Genomic DNA, 15350 nt, shown 5'->3' with positions numbered 1-15350 from the left:
CTCGGTAAATCTCGTCTTCTTCATCAGAATCTCCTCATCGAGTCTGCCGAGAAAATTCTACTTCCGCATCCCCTTAACCATGGGGAGGATTACCTTTTTTGACCCGGTGTTAAGCGATTGGATGTTTGGCGGGCCGGTTTGGGGGTCTGGCCTTATCTTCGGTGGGATGGATGGCGTCAGTTACCAGTTTGACGATACTGGCGAGGTGGTAGAGGTCGAAGCGCCCAACCTTGTGTCGTTGACATTCGACCTTTCTTTGCCGCTAGGGCCGCAACTGGCGGATGCAAAAAAGGAACTTGAGGATTGCTACACATCGCATTGGTATGATGATGAAAATGACTGCGTGAAGGAAATTAAGAACGTCAAACATCATCCTGAAAAGTGGCTGACTTACCTTCGACTGTTGGACGCGCGAGCGGCAGGGGCAAGCCTTGCCGAAATGGCTGAAATACTGCCCGCCACCATGGCAAGGCGCGATGCGCGCGCCGCTGGCAACGCTCTGGAACAAGCCAAGGGGCAAGCGTTCCGGTTTTAGCGTCAAGCTCTTTCCGCAATCCCCAGTCTGCGAAATCCATGAATATTAGGGGGCCTAACCTGTTCTAACGAGGTAGGCCCATGACTTCCAAATTGCTGACGGCGGCGGCGGTGCGTGACGCACTTGGCGGCGTCTCTGATATGACCCTCTGGCGCTGGCTGAATGACCCGGCGCTGAACTTCCCCAAGCCCATTTACATCGCCCGTCGCCGCTACTGGCGCGAAGCTGACGTTTCCGATTGGCTGGACGCTCAGGCCGAGGTGGCCGCATGAGCAACACCGACATGAAAAACGCCGGGGCAGCGGCAACTGCACCCGACGCTTACAAGTCTTTTGAAGCCGTCCAGCTTCCCCCGAAAGATAGCCCGGAATGGGCCGGAGCGCCAGCGATTATTCTGCGCCACTTCTGCGGGGTGGCGGCATGAATATCCCGTTCAATATCTTCCCGGTGGGGCCTGACAAGGCCCCTCTGGTGACAGGCTGGCAAGACAAGGCCACCAAAGACACCGCGACCATCGCGCAATGGCAGGCACAAGGCGCGCGGGCATGGGGCATCCCGACTGGCGCGCGCAACGGCTTGTTCGTGATTGACTTGGACGTTGACAAGGAAACGGGCGAACGGATCGGGCGGGATAGTCTGCTGGCAATGCCGCGCTATGCGTCCCTCTATGACCATGCCTATGTGATGACCCCCTCAGGGGGCCGTCATATCTATTGCCAGCACTTCGAGGGCGCGCGCAACAGCACGTCCAAGATCGGCCCCAAGATCGACACGCGCGGCGAAGGCGGTTACGTGGTCGCGCCCGGATCACAGGTTGCCGGTGGGTTCTATGCGGGCAGTGTTCCGCAATTCTTTCCCAAGGTGCCGATGGGCTTGCGGGCTATGCTCTTGCACACGCCACCTTCGCCCCAGCGTTCATTTGACCGGATCACGCCCAAGGGCGAGGTTGAAGAACTGTTAGCCCATATCCCGGCGGACCTGCCCTATCAGGATTGGGTGTCCGTCCTGATGGCGCTGCACGAGCGCTTCGGCGGCTCCGAGGAAGGGCTTGCCCTTGCTGATCGGTGGAGCGCCACGGGGCAGAAATATCGCAAGGGTGATGTTGCCGCCAAGTGGCGCAGCTTCAAGCGTAACGGCGTATCCTGGGCGACCGTCCCGGCGCTGGCCCGTCAATACGGTGCCGACCTGTCCGATATTGCGCGGAGGTGGGCGGCATGACTGTGATTAACATGGGCGACATGCGCCGGTCCCGCGCGTCCGAGATAGAGAACCGCCTTGTGAGCCTTGGGGCAATCGAGGCGGTGTTGACCAGTAACTACATGGTCAAGGGCTGGCTGGATCGTAATTGCCTTTCGATGCTCTACGGGCCGTCCAACGCGGGCAAGACATTCGTGGCATTGGACATTGCCATGCACATCGCGGCGGGCCAGCCGTGGCGCGAGTTGCGCGTGAACGGCGGGCCGGTCCTCTACATCGCGGCTGAGGGCGGGGCAGGCATCCGCAACCGTCTGGCCGCGATCAAGCGGGACAAACCGGATATGAGCACGGCGCCCTTCACCCTGTTGCCTGTCGGCTTGGACCTGCACGGGCAGGGTGATGCTCTGGCGGTGTGCGAGATCATGCCAGACGCGGACCCTGCACTTGTGGTTATCGACACGTTGGCCCGGTCTATGGGCACGGGCGATGAGAACACCGCCAAGGATGCGGCCATGTTCGTTCGCAACTGTGACCTGATCCGAGAGGCCACGGGCGCGCACGTCATGGTGATCCACCACACCGGCAAGGATGAGGACCGGGGCGCGCGGGGTTCCTCTGCCCTGCGGGCAGCGGTGGATAACGAGATACAGGTGACAGCCGATGGCGAAATCCTGTCCCGGAAGCAACGCGATCAAGAGCCGCCTGAGCCGCTGCATTTCAAGCTGCGGTCTGTGGTGCTGGGTGTCGATGAGGATGGCGACCCGGTGACAAGCGCGGTGGTCGATGAGGCCGAACCGCCCAAGAAAGAAGCCAAGCCGCTTAAGGGCCGTGATGAGGTGGCATTGCAGGCGCTTCAGGATGCTCTGCGCGACCACGGCGAGAAACGGACGGGCAACTTGTATCCGACCAATCGCAAGGTGGTTCACCTCCACCAGTGGCGGGACGCCTGCGCCAAGCATGGTCTGGCGTCCACCAGTGATGAGGACCCAAAGAAGAAAGCCGATGCAGAGCGTAAGGCGTTCACCCGCGCCAAAGATAGGCTGATGGATTTGGACGCGGTGCGCATCTTTGGCGACTATGTGTGGAGGGTGCAGGATGATTGACCTTCACCGGACGGACAGGACAAACGGCGGACAGTCCAGACTTGTCCAACGCCCAATAAGCCGGACGGACAGGACAAACCCCTATGGTTTGTCCGAAACGTCCGATGGGTTGGCCCCGTCCGCCCTGTCCCAATTCCCAATTACCCCCAGTGGGACCCAGTGGGTGCAAGTGGGTGCAACGTGGTGCCAACGTGGTCGCCAATGTGGTCCCAATGCGGTCACGATGCGGGCACGGTGCGGGCGCGGTGCGGGGTCTTGCTTTCTCTCTCCCAAAAAATCGGGGGAAAAATGATGGCTAGGGCATCCAAAGAGGCATCGGCGGCGCTGCGTTTCCTCCCCAAGCTGGTGGTCCCTGAGGGCCGCTTGGCCGGGAAACGGTTGCGGCTGGCGTCCTATCAGAAAGACTTTGTGCGCGGCGCGTTCGCCAAGGGCGTCGAGGCGGGTTGCCTTTCGATTGGCCGGGGCAACGCCAAGACGGCTCTGAGCGCGGGCATCGCCTTGGGGCACCTGATGGGCGAGATTGCCCCCCAGCCGAAACGCGAAATCCTCTTTGCGGCGCGCAACCGCGACCAAGCCAAGACGGCTTTCGGGTTCCTCTTGGGGTTCATTGAGGGCTTGCCAGAGGATGAGCAAAAGCAATTCACGATCCGGCGCGGTTCCAAGCTGGAAGTGGAAACGTCTGAGAATGGCGGCGGGCTGGCGCGGGTTATCGCGGCGGATGGCAAGAGCATCTTGGGCGGTGCCCCGACGCTGGCAATCTTGGATGAACGGGCCGCTTGGGAAAGAGAAAAAGGCGATGCGTTGGAAAACGCTATCCTGTCCGGTCTGGGCAAGCGCGATGGCCGCGCCCTGATTATCAGCACCAGCGCGCCGGATGATGCGAACACGTTTAGCCGGTGGTTGGATGAACCGCCCCCCGGCACCTATGTGCAGGAACATCGCCCCGACGCGGGTTTGCCCCCTGACGATCTGGCAAGCCTTCTGGTGGCCAATCCCGGCGCGGCTGAGGGCATCGGCCCGTCTGCGGAATGGCTGACGGCTCAGGCGCGGCGGGCGATTGCACGGGGCGGCTCTGCCCTGTCCAGTTTCCGCAACCTCAACCGAAATGAACGTGTCGCCTCTGACAATCGTTCGGTGTTGCTGACTGTCGATGAATGGCTGGCCTGCGAGGTTGCGCCCGATGATCTGCCCCCGCGTGACGGGCCGGTTGTCCTGGGCGTTGATCTGGGCGGGTCCCGGTCAATGTCGGCGGCGGCGCTTTATTGGGCTGAGACGGGGCGGTTGGAATGTGTTGGGGCTTTCCCGTGCAATCCGGGCCTTGCGGATCGTGGCCAAGCTGACGGCGTGTCGCATCGCTATGTCGAAATGTCCGACCGGGGCGAACTGGTGACGATGGGCGACACGACCGTGCCCGTGGGCCGGTTCCTTGCCAGCGTTGTTGAGCGGCTGAACGGGCAGGCCCCGGCGGCAATCGCGGGTGACAGGTTCCGCCATGCTGAGTTTCTGGAAGCATTGCGGGACGCGGGCCTTGAGCGGGTGCCGTTCATCTGGCGCGGGTTCGGATGGAAAGATGGCTCAGAGGATATTGAGCGGACCCGGCGCGCGGTGTTCGAGGGGCAGGTGCGCACGGTGCCGTCGCTCTTGCTGCGGTCTGCATTTGCGGACGCGATCACGCTGGTGGACCCGGCGGGCAATCACAAATTGGCGGCTGGACGTAGCACGGGCCGGGTGGACCCCGTGGCCGCGACCGTTGTGGCCGTCGCTCAGGGGCAGCGCATGAAACGCGCGCCCGCAATCTCAGGGGGGCGCATGGCATGGGCATGATCGAAACAGCATCGCGGATTATCAAGAGGTTTGGACAAACGGCCACTTTTGAACGCCCCGGCGAGTCCGGTGGAACGCCTTGGGACCCGGAACCGGGAACGCCCACGTTTCACACGGCAATCGTGGCCGTGGTTGACTATGAACAGGAACACCGCGACGGGACGCTTATTCAGGCAAATGACCTGCGGGTGCTGGTGTCTGTTGTGGGCTTGGACATTGTGCCGAACTTGGCGGATCGGCTGACCATTGGCGGCGCTGAGTATTCCATCGCCAATGTCACACCGCTGGCCCCCGATGGAACCGTGCGGATGTATGATTTGCAGGTGCGCCGATGAGCCGTCGCAAGGAATACATGCGCCATAGCGCCAAGGTGTGCCGGGGCAATCGGTGGAAGTTTCTACGCCTGCAAGCCCTTGAGCGGGATGAATGGCGGTGCGTCCAGTGCGGCACCCGCAAGGGGCTGAAATGCGACCATGTTTTGCCCGTCCGGGACCGCCCTGACTTGGCCTATTCGCTGGCCAATCTCCAAATTCTTTGCGGGTCCTGTCACGCCCGCAAGACCCGAATTGAGGTAGGTCACGCGCCCCTCAATAAGCCGCGCCAAGACTGGCGCAATCTCCTGTCGAGCATGAAAGGAAAAACCAATGCTGGCATCTAAACGTCTTGAACTGCGCCGGTCTGAAATCCGGCAGAACCTTGCCGAACTGGCAAATATCGAAACCCCGTCCGAGGATGAGGTGCGCAAGATGGGCGAACTTGACGCGGAATATCGCGCCAAGGAAGTCCAATACCGCGCCGCCCTTGTCTCTGAGGATGAAGGACGCCGGGAAGCGGGGGCCGAAATGGAAACCCGCGACGGCAAAGAATATCAGGATCTGGTGTCCCGGTTCGAGGTTCGGCAAGTCCTGCTGAACATGGATACCGGGCAAGCCTTGGAAGGGGCAACGGCTGAGGTGGTGCAGGAAATGCGCTCCAAAGGCCGTTTCACCGGAACGCCTATCCCAATGGAAGCCCTTGAGGTTCGGGCCGGTGAAACGGTGTCGAGCGGGACGCCCAACCCGATGAACACGCGCCCGATTGTGGACCGGCTTTTTGCCAATTCGGTGGCCACCCGCATGGGGGTGAACGTCATCAACATCGGGGTTGGCGAAACGGAATGGCCGCTTGTGACCAATGGCGCAACGGCGGGCTGGGCCGCGTCGGAAAATGCCAATGTGCCGGGGCCGTCTGCTCTGACCACAACCGACAAGGCATTGAAGCCGGATCACACGCTTGGCGGGCACGTTCGCGTCACCCGTAAGGCGCTGGCGCAATCCGGGGCCGGTCTGGAACAGGCAATCCGGCGCGACCTGGGGAACGTGATGCGGGTTGAACTTGACCGGGCCGTGTTCCAAGGCTCTGGCGCTGATGGTGAGCCTCTGGGCATCATCGCGGGGCAATCCACCTACGGTATCGGCACCACGGCGATTGATGCGGCGGCATCTTATGCGGCGTTCCGCGATGTGCTGACCACGTTCATCAACGCCAACGCGATCGAAGGCCCGTCCGGTGTCAAGCTGATGATCCGCCCCGAACTCTGGGCGGCGCTGGATGATGCGTTCATCACCGGCACCTCTGACACGGAATGGGACCGCCTGACCCGGCGCTTTGGTGCTGGCAATATCGTGCTGGCGACCAACGCGCTTGCCGCGCCGTCTGGTAGCCCTGAGGAAAGTGACGCGCTCTTGACCTGCAATGCCGGTATCGCGCCTGCGTTCCTTGGTGTCTGGGGCGGAATTGACCTCATCCGCGACATTTACAGTGGCGCGCAATCGGGTGAGCTGCGCATCACGGCGCTGCAAACGGTTGACATGCAGGTGCCCCGTGCAACTGGCCTGCACCTTCTGACGGGGTTGCAGTAAGATGCTGACGGCACCGAACATCGGCAGTCTTGAACTGCGGGAAGCCCCCGGCGGTGCCGTCCGCTTTCGGGGCAAATTCCCATATAACAAGCTGGCCACGATCAGCGACGGGGGCCGCAACGGCGGACGCCCCCGCAAAGAGCAATTTGCATCGCGGGCGTTTTCGTTCGCGGTGGATGATCCTGAGCAGGATATTCACTTTCTGAGCGGGCATCGGTTTGACAAGCCGCTTGCCAGCCGCAAGGCGGGCACCTTGGAATTTGAGGACACCGACACCGAATTGCGCATGGAAGCCCTGCTAACCCCGGACGCGCAACAGGCGTCATGGGTGCAGGACTTTCTTGCGGCCTATCGGGCGGGGCTGGTGCTGGGCCTGTCGCCCGGTTTCCGTATCCCGCCGCAACAGACGGTGCCCAATGCTGAAAAGGTCGAGGAGGAGGACCCCAACCTTGGGCGGGCGCTCATCCGAACGATTTTCGCGGCGGTCTTGTTTGAAATCTCTGCGGTCACGCGGGCGGCGTATGAAGATGCTGAGGTGGAGGAGGTGCGGAACTGGACGCCAGACAAACCGCGCCTGATCCGGCCCCCGGCTATGCGGTGGAGGGCCTGACATGACGGTTGATATTCTAAAGCAATTCGAGGCGGTCCCGGCGGCGTATCCCGATGCGCCTTCGGGCCTGTCGCCAGACGCGGCGGCGCTTGATGCAGACATGATCTGGGCACGGATCGAGGACTATTGCGCGCATAGGTGGACCCCGCGCGAGGTGGTGTGGACGATCCTGGGCGATGCTGGCGACCAATGGCACCCGCCCTTGACCCCGATTGTGTCGCGTGTCGCTCATCATTGGGATGGCGCGGCATGGGCCAGCCTAACCCTACTGGATGGCCCCCTTGGCATCGCTCTGCCCTTTGACGGGACGTTCAAGATCACGGCTCAGGTGGGGGGCGGTGACGTGCCCGCGCCTGTCTTGGCGGCGTTCAAGCGGTTGGCAGAATACAGCGTTGATACCGAGGAACGCGCCGGGGCAACCGACTATTCGGTAAACCTTGGCGGGGCAATTCAGGAAAGTTACCGGCGCTATCCGTCATGGCTGGCGCGGGCGATGCAATACAGCGGCGCGGCGGACTTGCTGCGCCCATATCGGAGGGCTTGATATGTGGCCATTCAAACGAAAACAGCCTGAGACTGAAACCCGCGCGGCGGATACCGGATACACGGCGTTGATGATGGCCAGCCGGGCCGAATACATCACCGGCACCACGGGCGCGGCGGAACTCACAAGCGCGGTGCAGTCTTGCGTATCCTTCTGGGAAGCGGGCTTTGCGATGGCGGATGTAGACGGCACCGACCTGTTGACCCGTCGCCTGCGGGCCGTGATGGCGCGGCAACTGGCCTTGCGGGGTGAAGCCGTGTTCTACATCACCGATGATGCGATGGTGCCAGTGAGCGATTGGGACCTTCAAACGCGGCTGGGCCGTCCGACCGCATACCGCCTGACTTTGCCTGACATTGGCGGCGGGCAGACGGTGACGGCTCTTGCGGGTGAGGTTGCCCATATCGTGACCGGGGCAGATGCGCGGCAACCGTGGGCCGGAACGCCCCCGCTGCACCGCTCTGGCCTGTCTGCGGGCCTGCTGCAAACGATGGAAACGCTCTTGTCTGACGTGTATCGGGACGCGCCCATTGGCTCTGGCGTGGTGCCCATGCCGGAAAGCAAGGAAGCCGATTTGCAGGACATCGCGCGCGGGTTCAAAGGGGCGCGGGGCAAAATGCTGGTGCGCGAAAGTGTCAGCGTCCAAGCCGCCGGTGGACCCCAGCCCAATTCCGATTGGAAGCCCCAGGACCTGACCCCGGACTTGCAAAAGACCGACGCCTTGGGGGCGCATGGGGCGGCGCGCGATGCGATCCTCTGCGCCTTTGGCGTGTTGCCTGCCATGCTGGCGCGCAACGCTCAGGGACCCCTAGTGAGGGAAGGGCAACGCCAATTGGCGACTTGGACGCTACAGCCCTTGGCAGAGATCGTTTCCGAGGAACTGACAGACAAGCTGGGCCAGCCGGTCCAGATGGATACGCTCAGGCCGCTACAGGCTTATGACGCCGGGGGCCGTGCCCGTGCTGCGGCGGGCGTGGTGCAGGCTCTGGCGCTGGCGAAAGAGGCGGGCGTTGATGCTGATACGGCAATGAAGTTGGTGGGTTGGGATGCTGACTAAACGTCCCGTGCTGGCGAGGACTGCCATTCCTTAAGGGCCTCGCCAGTCAACTCAAGCACGCTCTCTTGAATCTTATCTTCCACCTCATCCCGCGACACTCGCGTTATACTCTTTGAAGGACGTCGCGCGTGCTTTTCCCCAATTTCAATTCCAAACTGATCGTCCTGCACTTCAACGAAAAGCGGCCTACTCTCGAATCTGTAGCCGTCGGATCGTCGTGCCGGTGAGCCGCAGGAAATTTTTAGTGCCGCGTTGCGGGGGACCATATAGTTTTGCACGTCAAATTCTTCATCGACTCGAAGGTCCATACCTTCTGCCTGCAATTCGCGCTGACAGTCGTTCAATACAGGCATGACGACCGAACGTAGTAACTCAACCTGTTCTTCAAGAATTTTTTGCCTTGCGGCGCTTTCACTGGCGCGTTCTTCGTCTTGGGTGCGCTTCTCAGCTTCAAGAGCCTTTTTTTGTGCCCGCAGGCGACTAGCAAAATCGGTCACGTCAGGATTCCTATCTCAGTCAATCGACGCAAACAGTCATGGAAACTCAACCTAGCGTCAAGGCGGCAGCTTGTTACCCCAGATGTTACCCCAAGCAAAAATCCACCAAGGCCGCTTGACGCGACTTAATCTAAGTTATTGATTTCTTGGGGGTTTTTGGCTCCGGCGGTAGGGATCGAACCTACGACCAATTGATTAACAGTCAACTGCTCTACCGCTGAGCTACGCCGGAACACGGGGGGCGATATAGCAATGGGAATCGGGGGCGTCCAGAGGGGATGTCGCAAAATTTTCACCTCAGCGAGAATTCAGTCTCCGGGGTGATCGGGCCGGCGGGATCGGTGGCGCCGAGCTCGCTCAGCGCGATCAGATGGGCCAGCACGTTGCGGGCGGCGGCGGGCATCAATTGGGCGGGCACGTCATAGATCCTTGCGGCCAGCGTCGCGGGATCGGCCGGGCCATCGGCGAGGGCGCGCAGGATCTGGGCGCTGCGGTCGCGGCGATGGGCGCGCAGTTCGGCGATCCGGGGGGCAGGCGCCTCCACCGGGTCGCCATGGGCGGGCAAGAGCCGGGCCGGACGCAGCGCGTCAACACGGTCGAGACTGCGGAAATAATCCAGCAGATCGCCATCGGGGGGCGAGATCAGGGTGGAAGACCAGCCGAGCACCAGATCGCCGCAGAACAGCCGATCCTCCCACAGGAAGGAGAGGTGATTGCCCATATGACCCGGAGTGTGGATCGCGGTCAGCCGCCAGCCCGCGCCCTCGACCGTGTCGCCGTCGCGAAGCAGCCGGTCGGGGCGGAACGCCAGATCGCGCCCCTCGCCACCGCCGGTGGTGCAGGCCAGCGTCTCCATCACCGGCGAGCGGCCGGTCTCGGCGGTGCCGAAGGCCAGCACCGGCGCGCCGGTGGCCGCCGACAGCGCCGCCGCACCCGCCGAATGGTCCAGATGGGCATGGGTCACGAGGATATGCGTGATCCGGCCCTGCGCCGCCGCCAGAATGGCGTCGCGATGGCTGGCAATGTCGGGGCCGGGGTCGATCACGGCGATCTCTCGGTCGCCCAGCAGGAAGCTGTTCGTGCCGGGCCCGGTCAGCGGCGAGGGGTTGGGCGCGAGGATGGTCTGCAGCATCGCGGCGGGTTTCCCTTGTCGGTTGCGGCGACTAACCTAGCCGGGCTGAGCAGGGGGCGCCATGCAATTCGGACCGGATCTCGACTGGCTGAAACGGGTCATGCCGCGGGGGCTCTATGGCCGGGCGGTGCTGATCCTGCTCCTGCCGGTCTTCACGCTGGTGCTGGTGGTGACGGTGATGTTCCTGCAGCGCCATTTCGAGGATGTGACGCGGCAGATGACCCGCAGCGTCGCGCGCGAGATCGGTTTCGTGGCGCAAAGCCTGGATGGCGGCCCGACACGCGACGCGGCGCAGCAGGAAGCGACCTATGTGGCGCGCAATCTGGACCTGCAACTGGATGTGCCGGGCGAGCCGGTCAGCGACAGCCGGGTGTTCTATGACGTGTCGGGCCGGATCGTGGCCGACGAGCTGCGGGATCAGCTTCCCGGATTGCGCGCGGTCGAGCTGGGCGATCTGGACCGGGTGCGGCTGGGGATGCTGGGCACGGATGGCAGCTATACGCTCAGCTTCAAGCGCGAACGGGTCAGCGCGTCCAATCCGCATCAGCTTCTGGTGCTGCTGGGGTTCACCGCCGCGCTGATGACGGTGATTGCGGGGCTGTTCCTGCGCAACCAGCTTCGCCCGATCAAGCGGCTGGCGCAGGCGGCGGACAGCTATGGCAAGGGGCGGCTGATCCCCTATCGCCCCGGCGGCGCGGTGGAGATCCGCAGCGCCGGGGCCGCTTTTCTGGACATGCGCAACCGGCTGGAGCGGCTGGCCGAGCAGCGCGGCATGATGCTGACCGGGATCAGCCATGATCTGCGCACGCCGCTGACGCGGCTGCAATTGTCGCTCTCCATGCTGTCGCCGGAGATCGAGCCGGATGAGGGGGAGATCGCGGCGATGCGGCGCGATGTCGAGGAGATGTCGGCGATGGTCAACGCGTTCCTCGCCTATGCCCGCGACGTGGCCCAGGACGGCGAGGCCGAGACGGTGGCGCTGCTGCCCTTCGTGCAGCGCATCATCGAGGATGCGGGGCGGGCGGGCCATCGCATCGCGCTGCACGCGCCGGGCGTGTCGCCCTCTGACCGGGCCACGTTCCGGCCCGACATGCTGCGCCGCGCCATCGAGAACCTGATCGGCAATGCCGTCCGCTACGGCGACGAGACGCGGATCGAGCTGGGGCTGACCCGGCGCGCGCTGCGCATCGCGGTGGAGGATGACGGGCCGGGCATCCCCGAGGACCGGCACGAGGAGGCGCTGCGCCCGTTCAGCCGGCTCGATCCCGGCCGGTCGCGCAACCGGGGCGAGGGGGCCGGGCTGGGGCTGGCCATCGCCGCCGATGCGGCGCGGCACCTGGGGGGTCAGCTTCGCCTGACGCGCAGCGCCGATCTGGGCGGGCTGCGCGCCGAGATCGCCTTTCCGCGCTGAGCCGTCGCGCAGGCCGAAGGGCGGGGTTGCACGCGGCGGCCGCGCAGCCCATATCACGGCCAGGACGGCCTGATCCGGGCGGGCGTTTCACACGCGCCGCTTGTTGACACCCCCAGCGATTCCGCCTATAGCCCGCCCGATCCGGGGCGCCTGCGTTCCGGGTTGCAGAACTTGATGGTCGGGATTTCGGCCCTTGGCCCTGGTCTTGGCCGGAAATCCGCTGGATGGCCCCGCCGCCCCGGCAACGGGAACGGATGGGGCTTTGGCTTTTTGCGATTCGCGCAACTGGCCGTCGAGAAGTGGCGCAGCCGGGTGGTTGCGAGTATTGACAGAAGCAAGACGGGGAACCGAATGCCGACGATTCAACAGCTGATCCGCAAGCCGCGGCAGCCGAAAGTGCAGCGATCCAAATCGCAGCACCTCCAGGGATGCCCGCAGAAGCGCGGCGTCTGCACGCGCGTCTATACCACGACGCCGAAGAAACCGAACTCCGCCATGCGGAAGGTCGCCAAGGTGCGGCTGACCAATGGCTTCGAGGTCATCTCCTATATTCCGGGCGAAAAGCACAACCTCCAGGAACACAGCGTCGTGCTGATCCGTGGCGGCCGTGTGAAAGACCTTCCGGGTGTCCGTTACCACATCCTGCGCGGTGTGCTGGATACCCAGGGCGTCAAAGACCGCCGCCAGCGTCGTTCGAAATACGGCGCCAAGCGTCCGAAGTAAGGAGATACACAGATGTCCCGTCGTCACGCCGCTGAGAAGCGCGAAGTCCTGCCCGACGCCAAATATGGCGATCGCGTGCTGACCAAATTCATGAACAACCTGATGGTTGACGGCAAGAAATCGACCGCCGAACGCATCGTCTACAACGCGCTCGACCGCGTGGAATCGAAGCTGAAGCGCGAGCCGGTGGAGATCTTTCACGAAGCCCTCGACAATGTGAAACCCTCGGTCGAGGTGCGCTCGCGCCGCGTCGGCGGTGCCACCTATCAGGTCCCGGTCGAGGTTCGCCCGACCCGCCGCGAGGCGCTGGCGATCCGCTGGCTGATCACCGCGGCCAAGAACCGCAACGAAAACACCATGGAAGAGCGCCTGGCCGGTGAGCTTGCCGATGCCGTCAATGGCCGCGGCACCGCCGTCAAGAAGCGCGAAGACACTCACAAGATGGCCGACGCGAACAAGGCGTTCAGCCATTATCGCTGGTAAACGGAAGGAAGGCCCTTAATGGCACGCGATTATCCGATTCAGCGTTATCGCAACTTCGGCATCATGGCCCACATCGATGCCGGCAAGACGACGACGACTGAGCGTATCCTTTACTACACCGGCAAGTCGCACAAGATCGGTGAAGTCCATGATGGCGCCGCCACCATGGACTGGATGGAGCAGGAGGCCGAGCGCGGCATCACCATCACCTCCGCCGCGACCACGACCTTCTGGCAGCGTCAGGAAGACCCGACCCAGGAAGGCACCTCGGACACCAAGTTCCGCTTCAACATCATCGACACCCCCGGCCACGTCGACTTCACCATCGAGGTGGAGCGCTCGCTGGCGGTTCTGGACGGCGCGATCTGCCTTCTGGACGCCAATGCCGGTGTCGAGCCGCAGACCGAAACCGTCTGGCGCCAGGCCGACCGCTACAAGGTGCCGCGCATCGTGTTCGTCAACAAGATGGACAAGATCGGCGCCGACTTCTTCAACTGCGTCAAGATGATCAAGGACCGCACCGGCGGCACCCCGTGCCCGATCGCCCTGCCGATCGGCGCCGAGGACAAGCTGGAAGGCATCATCGACCTCATCAAGATGGAAGAATGGACCTGGCGCGGCGAGGATCTTGGCGCGTCCTGGACCCGTCAGCCGATCCGTGACGAGCTGAAGGACCAGGCCGAGGAATGGCGCAACAACATGATCGAGCTTGCCGTCGAGCAGGACGATGATGCGATGGAAGCCTATCTGGAGGGTAACGAGCCCGACGAGGCCACGCTGCGCAAGCTGATCCGCCAGGGCACGCTGTCGCTGAGCTTCTTCCCGGTCATGGCCGGTTCTGCGTTCAAGAACAAGGGTGTGCAGCCGCTTCTTAACGCGGTGATCGACTTCCTGCCGGCGCCGATCGACGTGCCCGTCCTGATGGGCTTCTCGCCCGATGACGAGAATGAAGAGCGCAATATCGAGCGCCCGGCCGACGATTCCGCGCCCTTCTCGGCGCTGGCGTTCAAGATCATGAACGACCCCTTCGTCGGCTCGCTGACCTTCACCCGGATCTATTCGGGCGTCGTCGGCAAGGGCGACGGCATGCTGAACTCGACCAAGGGCAAGCGCGAGCGTGTCGGCCGGATGATGCTGATGCACTCGAACAACCGCGAGGAAATCGACAACGCCTATGCCGGCGACATCATCGCGCTCGCGGGTCTGAAGGAAACCACCACGGGCGACACGCTGTGCGATCCGTCGAAGCCGGTGGTTCTGGAAACCATGACCTTCCCCGAGCCGGTGATCGAGATCGCGGTGGAGCCCAAGTCCAAGGCCGACCAGGAAAAGATGGGCCTCGCCCTGCAGCGCCTGGCTGCCGAAGACCCGTCCTTCCGCGTCGAGACCGATCTGGAATCGGGTCAGACGATCATGAAGGGGATGGGCGAACTTCATCTCGACATTCTGGTCGACCGCATGAAGCGCGAGTTCAAGGTCGAGGCGAATATCGGTGCGCCGCAGGTGGCTTACCGTGAAACCATCTCGACTGAGGCCGAGATCGACTATACGCACAAGAAACAGACCGGCGGGACCGGCCAGTTCGCGCGCGTGAAGATGGTCATCACGCCCACCGAGCCGGGCGAAGGCTATTCGTTCGAATCCAAGATCGTCGGCGGTGCGGTGCCCAAGGAATACATTCCGGGCGTCGAGAAAGGCATCAAGTCGGTGATGGATTCCGGTCCGCTCGCGGGCTTCCCGGTGATCGATTTCAAGGTCGCGCTGATCGACGGTGCGTTCCACGATGTCGACTCCTCGGTGCTGGCCTTCGAGATCGCCTCGCGCGCCGCGATGCGTGAAGGTCTGCGCAAGGCCGGTGCGAAACTGCTGGAACCGATCATGAAGGTCGAGGTGGTGACGCCGGAGGAATATACCGGCTCGATCATCGGTGACCTGACCTCCCGTCGCGGGATGGTGCGCGGCCAGGATGCGCGTGGCAATGCCAACGTCATCGACGCCTTCGTGCCGCTTGCCAACATGTTCGGCTATATCAACAACCTGCGCTCCATGTCCTCGGGCCGCGCGGTGTTCACGATGCAGTTCGACCATTACGACGCCGTGCCGCAGAACATCTCGGACGAGATCCAGAAGAAATACGCCTGACGGCAATGCGCGGGGCACGCGCGCCGTGCCCCGCGCGACACGCAGATATTTCGGGCGCGCGCCGCGCTGCCGCGCCCAGTTTAAAAGGAGCCAGTTATGGCAAAAGCTAAGTTTGAACGGAACAAGCCGCACGTCAACATTGGCACGATCGGCCATGTTGACCACGGCAAGACGACGCTGACCGCGGCGAT

19 protein-coding genes and 1 tRNA gene are annotated in these 15350 nt (G+C 63.0%); 17 read left to right on the top strand and 3 right to left on the bottom strand.

The window, feature by feature from the left end; translation table 11 throughout:
- From BLT73_RS16515 to BLT73_RS16465, 12 genes are all read left to right on the top strand, one after another.
- Positions 1-535 (top strand): DUF2285 domain-containing protein (locus tag BLT73_RS16515; protein ID WP_143025713.1); only part of this gene is annotated, 535 nt, incomplete at its 5' end.
- Between the two features lie 80 nt (positions 536-615).
- Positions 616-807 carry a helix-turn-helix transcriptional regulator gene (locus BLT73_RS16510; protein ID WP_090525672.1) on the top strand — a complete coding sequence of 64 codons (192 nt, stop codon included), beginning with the start codon at positions 616-618 and terminating at the stop codon, positions 805-807.
- Positions 804-959, top strand: coding sequence for a hypothetical protein (locus BLT73_RS17430; RefSeq protein WP_176805202.1), 156 nt, complete (start codon positions 804-806; stop codon positions 957-959). Before BLT73_RS16510 ends, BLT73_RS17430 begins: the two co-directional genes overlap by 4 nt.
- Complete coding sequence (locus tag BLT73_RS16505) at positions 956-1753, top strand: bifunctional DNA primase/polymerase (RefSeq protein ID WP_176805200.1); 798 nt, start codon at positions 956-958, stop codon at positions 1751-1753. Before BLT73_RS17430 ends, BLT73_RS16505 begins: the two co-directional genes overlap by 4 nt.
- Entirely contained in the window at positions 1750-2835 is a 1086-nt protein-coding gene (locus tag BLT73_RS16500; protein WP_090525668.1) for a helicase RepA family protein, read from the top strand. Before BLT73_RS16505 ends, BLT73_RS16500 begins: the two co-directional genes overlap by 4 nt.
- Before the next feature lie 255 nt (positions 2836-3090).
- Entirely contained in the window at positions 3091-4659 is a 1569-nt protein-coding gene (locus BLT73_RS16495; RefSeq protein WP_245727387.1) for a terminase large subunit domain-containing protein, read from the top strand.
- Positions 4650-4994: a hypothetical protein gene (locus BLT73_RS16490; RefSeq protein ID WP_090525664.1), complete on the top strand. Its 345-nt coding sequence runs from the start codon at positions 4650-4652 to the stop codon at positions 4992-4994. Before BLT73_RS16495 ends, BLT73_RS16490 begins: the two co-directional genes overlap by 10 nt.
- The gene (locus tag BLT73_RS16485; RefSeq protein WP_090525662.1) at positions 4991-5317 is read left to right on the top strand and encodes an HNH endonuclease; all 327 of its coding nucleotides are present in this window, start codon (positions 4991-4993) and stop codon (positions 5315-5317) included. The genes BLT73_RS16490 and BLT73_RS16485 overlap by 4 nt, the downstream gene beginning before the upstream one ends.
- Positions 5304-6560 (top strand): phage major capsid protein, encoded by a 1257-nt coding sequence (locus BLT73_RS16480; RefSeq protein ID WP_090525660.1) that lies wholly within the window; start codon positions 5304-5306, stop codon positions 6558-6560. The genes BLT73_RS16485 and BLT73_RS16480 overlap by 14 nt, the downstream gene beginning before the upstream one ends.
- Before the next feature lies 1 nt (position 6561).
- A complete protein-coding gene (locus BLT73_RS16475) occupies positions 6562-7170 on the top strand; it encodes an HK97 family phage prohead protease (RefSeq protein ID WP_090525658.1) in 609 nt (202 codons plus the stop codon).
- Position 7171: 1 nt separating this feature from the next.
- Complete coding sequence (locus BLT73_RS16470) at positions 7172-7714, top strand: hypothetical protein (protein ID WP_090525656.1); 543 nt, start codon at positions 7172-7174, stop codon at positions 7712-7714.
- Between the two features lies 1 nt (position 7715).
- A complete protein-coding gene (locus BLT73_RS16465; RefSeq protein ID WP_090525654.1) occupies positions 7716-8771 on the top strand; it encodes a phage portal protein in 1056 nt (351 codons plus the stop codon).
- Here the strand turns inward: BLT73_RS16465 and BLT73_RS17150 are convergent.
- From BLT73_RS17150 to BLT73_RS16455, 3 genes are all read right to left on the bottom strand, one after another.
- A complete protein-coding gene (locus BLT73_RS17150; protein WP_143025712.1) occupies positions 8768-9268 on the bottom strand; it encodes a hypothetical protein in 501 nt (166 codons plus the stop codon). The two genes, BLT73_RS16465 and BLT73_RS17150, sit on opposite strands and share 4 nt — an antisense overlap.
- A gap of 157 nt (positions 9269-9425) precedes the next feature.
- Positions 9426-9500, bottom strand: a tRNA-Asn gene (locus tag BLT73_RS16460).
- Between the two features lie 60 nt (positions 9501-9560).
- Positions 9561-10400, bottom strand: coding sequence for an MBL fold metallo-hydrolase (locus BLT73_RS16455; protein WP_090525652.1), 840 nt, complete (start codon positions 10398-10400; stop codon positions 9561-9563).
- A gap of 61 nt (positions 10401-10461) precedes the next feature.
- Here BLT73_RS16455 and BLT73_RS16450 point away from each other — a divergent pair, with 61 nt between their 5' ends.
- From BLT73_RS16450 to BLT73_RS16430, 5 genes are all read left to right on the top strand, one after another.
- The gene (locus BLT73_RS16450) at positions 10462-11811 is read left to right on the top strand and encodes an ATP-binding protein (protein WP_090525650.1); all 1350 of its coding nucleotides are present in this window, start codon (positions 10462-10464) and stop codon (positions 11809-11811) included.
- A gap of 351 nt (positions 11812-12162) precedes the next feature.
- On the top strand, positions 12163-12534 hold the full coding sequence (gene rpsL, locus BLT73_RS16445; protein ID WP_022705687.1) for a 30S ribosomal protein S12: 372 nt from the start codon (positions 12163-12165) through the stop codon (positions 12532-12534).
- A 12-nt stretch (positions 12535-12546) separates the two neighbouring features.
- Entirely contained in the window at positions 12547-13017 is a 471-nt protein-coding gene (gene rpsG, locus BLT73_RS16440; RefSeq protein WP_090525648.1) for a 30S ribosomal protein S7, read from the top strand.
- 18 nt (positions 13018-13035) lie between these two features.
- The gene (fusA, locus tag BLT73_RS16435) at positions 13036-15159 is read left to right on the top strand and encodes an elongation factor G (protein WP_090525646.1); all 2124 of its coding nucleotides are present in this window, start codon (positions 13036-13038) and stop codon (positions 15157-15159) included.
- A 96-nt stretch (positions 15160-15255) separates the two neighbouring features.
- Positions 15256-15350, top strand: a 95-nt coding sequence (locus BLT73_RS16430) for a GTP-binding protein (RefSeq protein WP_018590913.1), incomplete at its 3' end; no start/stop codon positions are given.

The organism is Paracoccus isoporae (assembly GCF_900101865.1).
In the GTDB taxonomy this organism is placed as follows: domain Bacteria; phylum Pseudomonadota; class Alphaproteobacteria; order Rhodobacterales; family Rhodobacteraceae; genus Paracoccus; species Paracoccus isoporae.
This window is presented reverse-complemented; position numbering and strand designations above follow the sequence as displayed.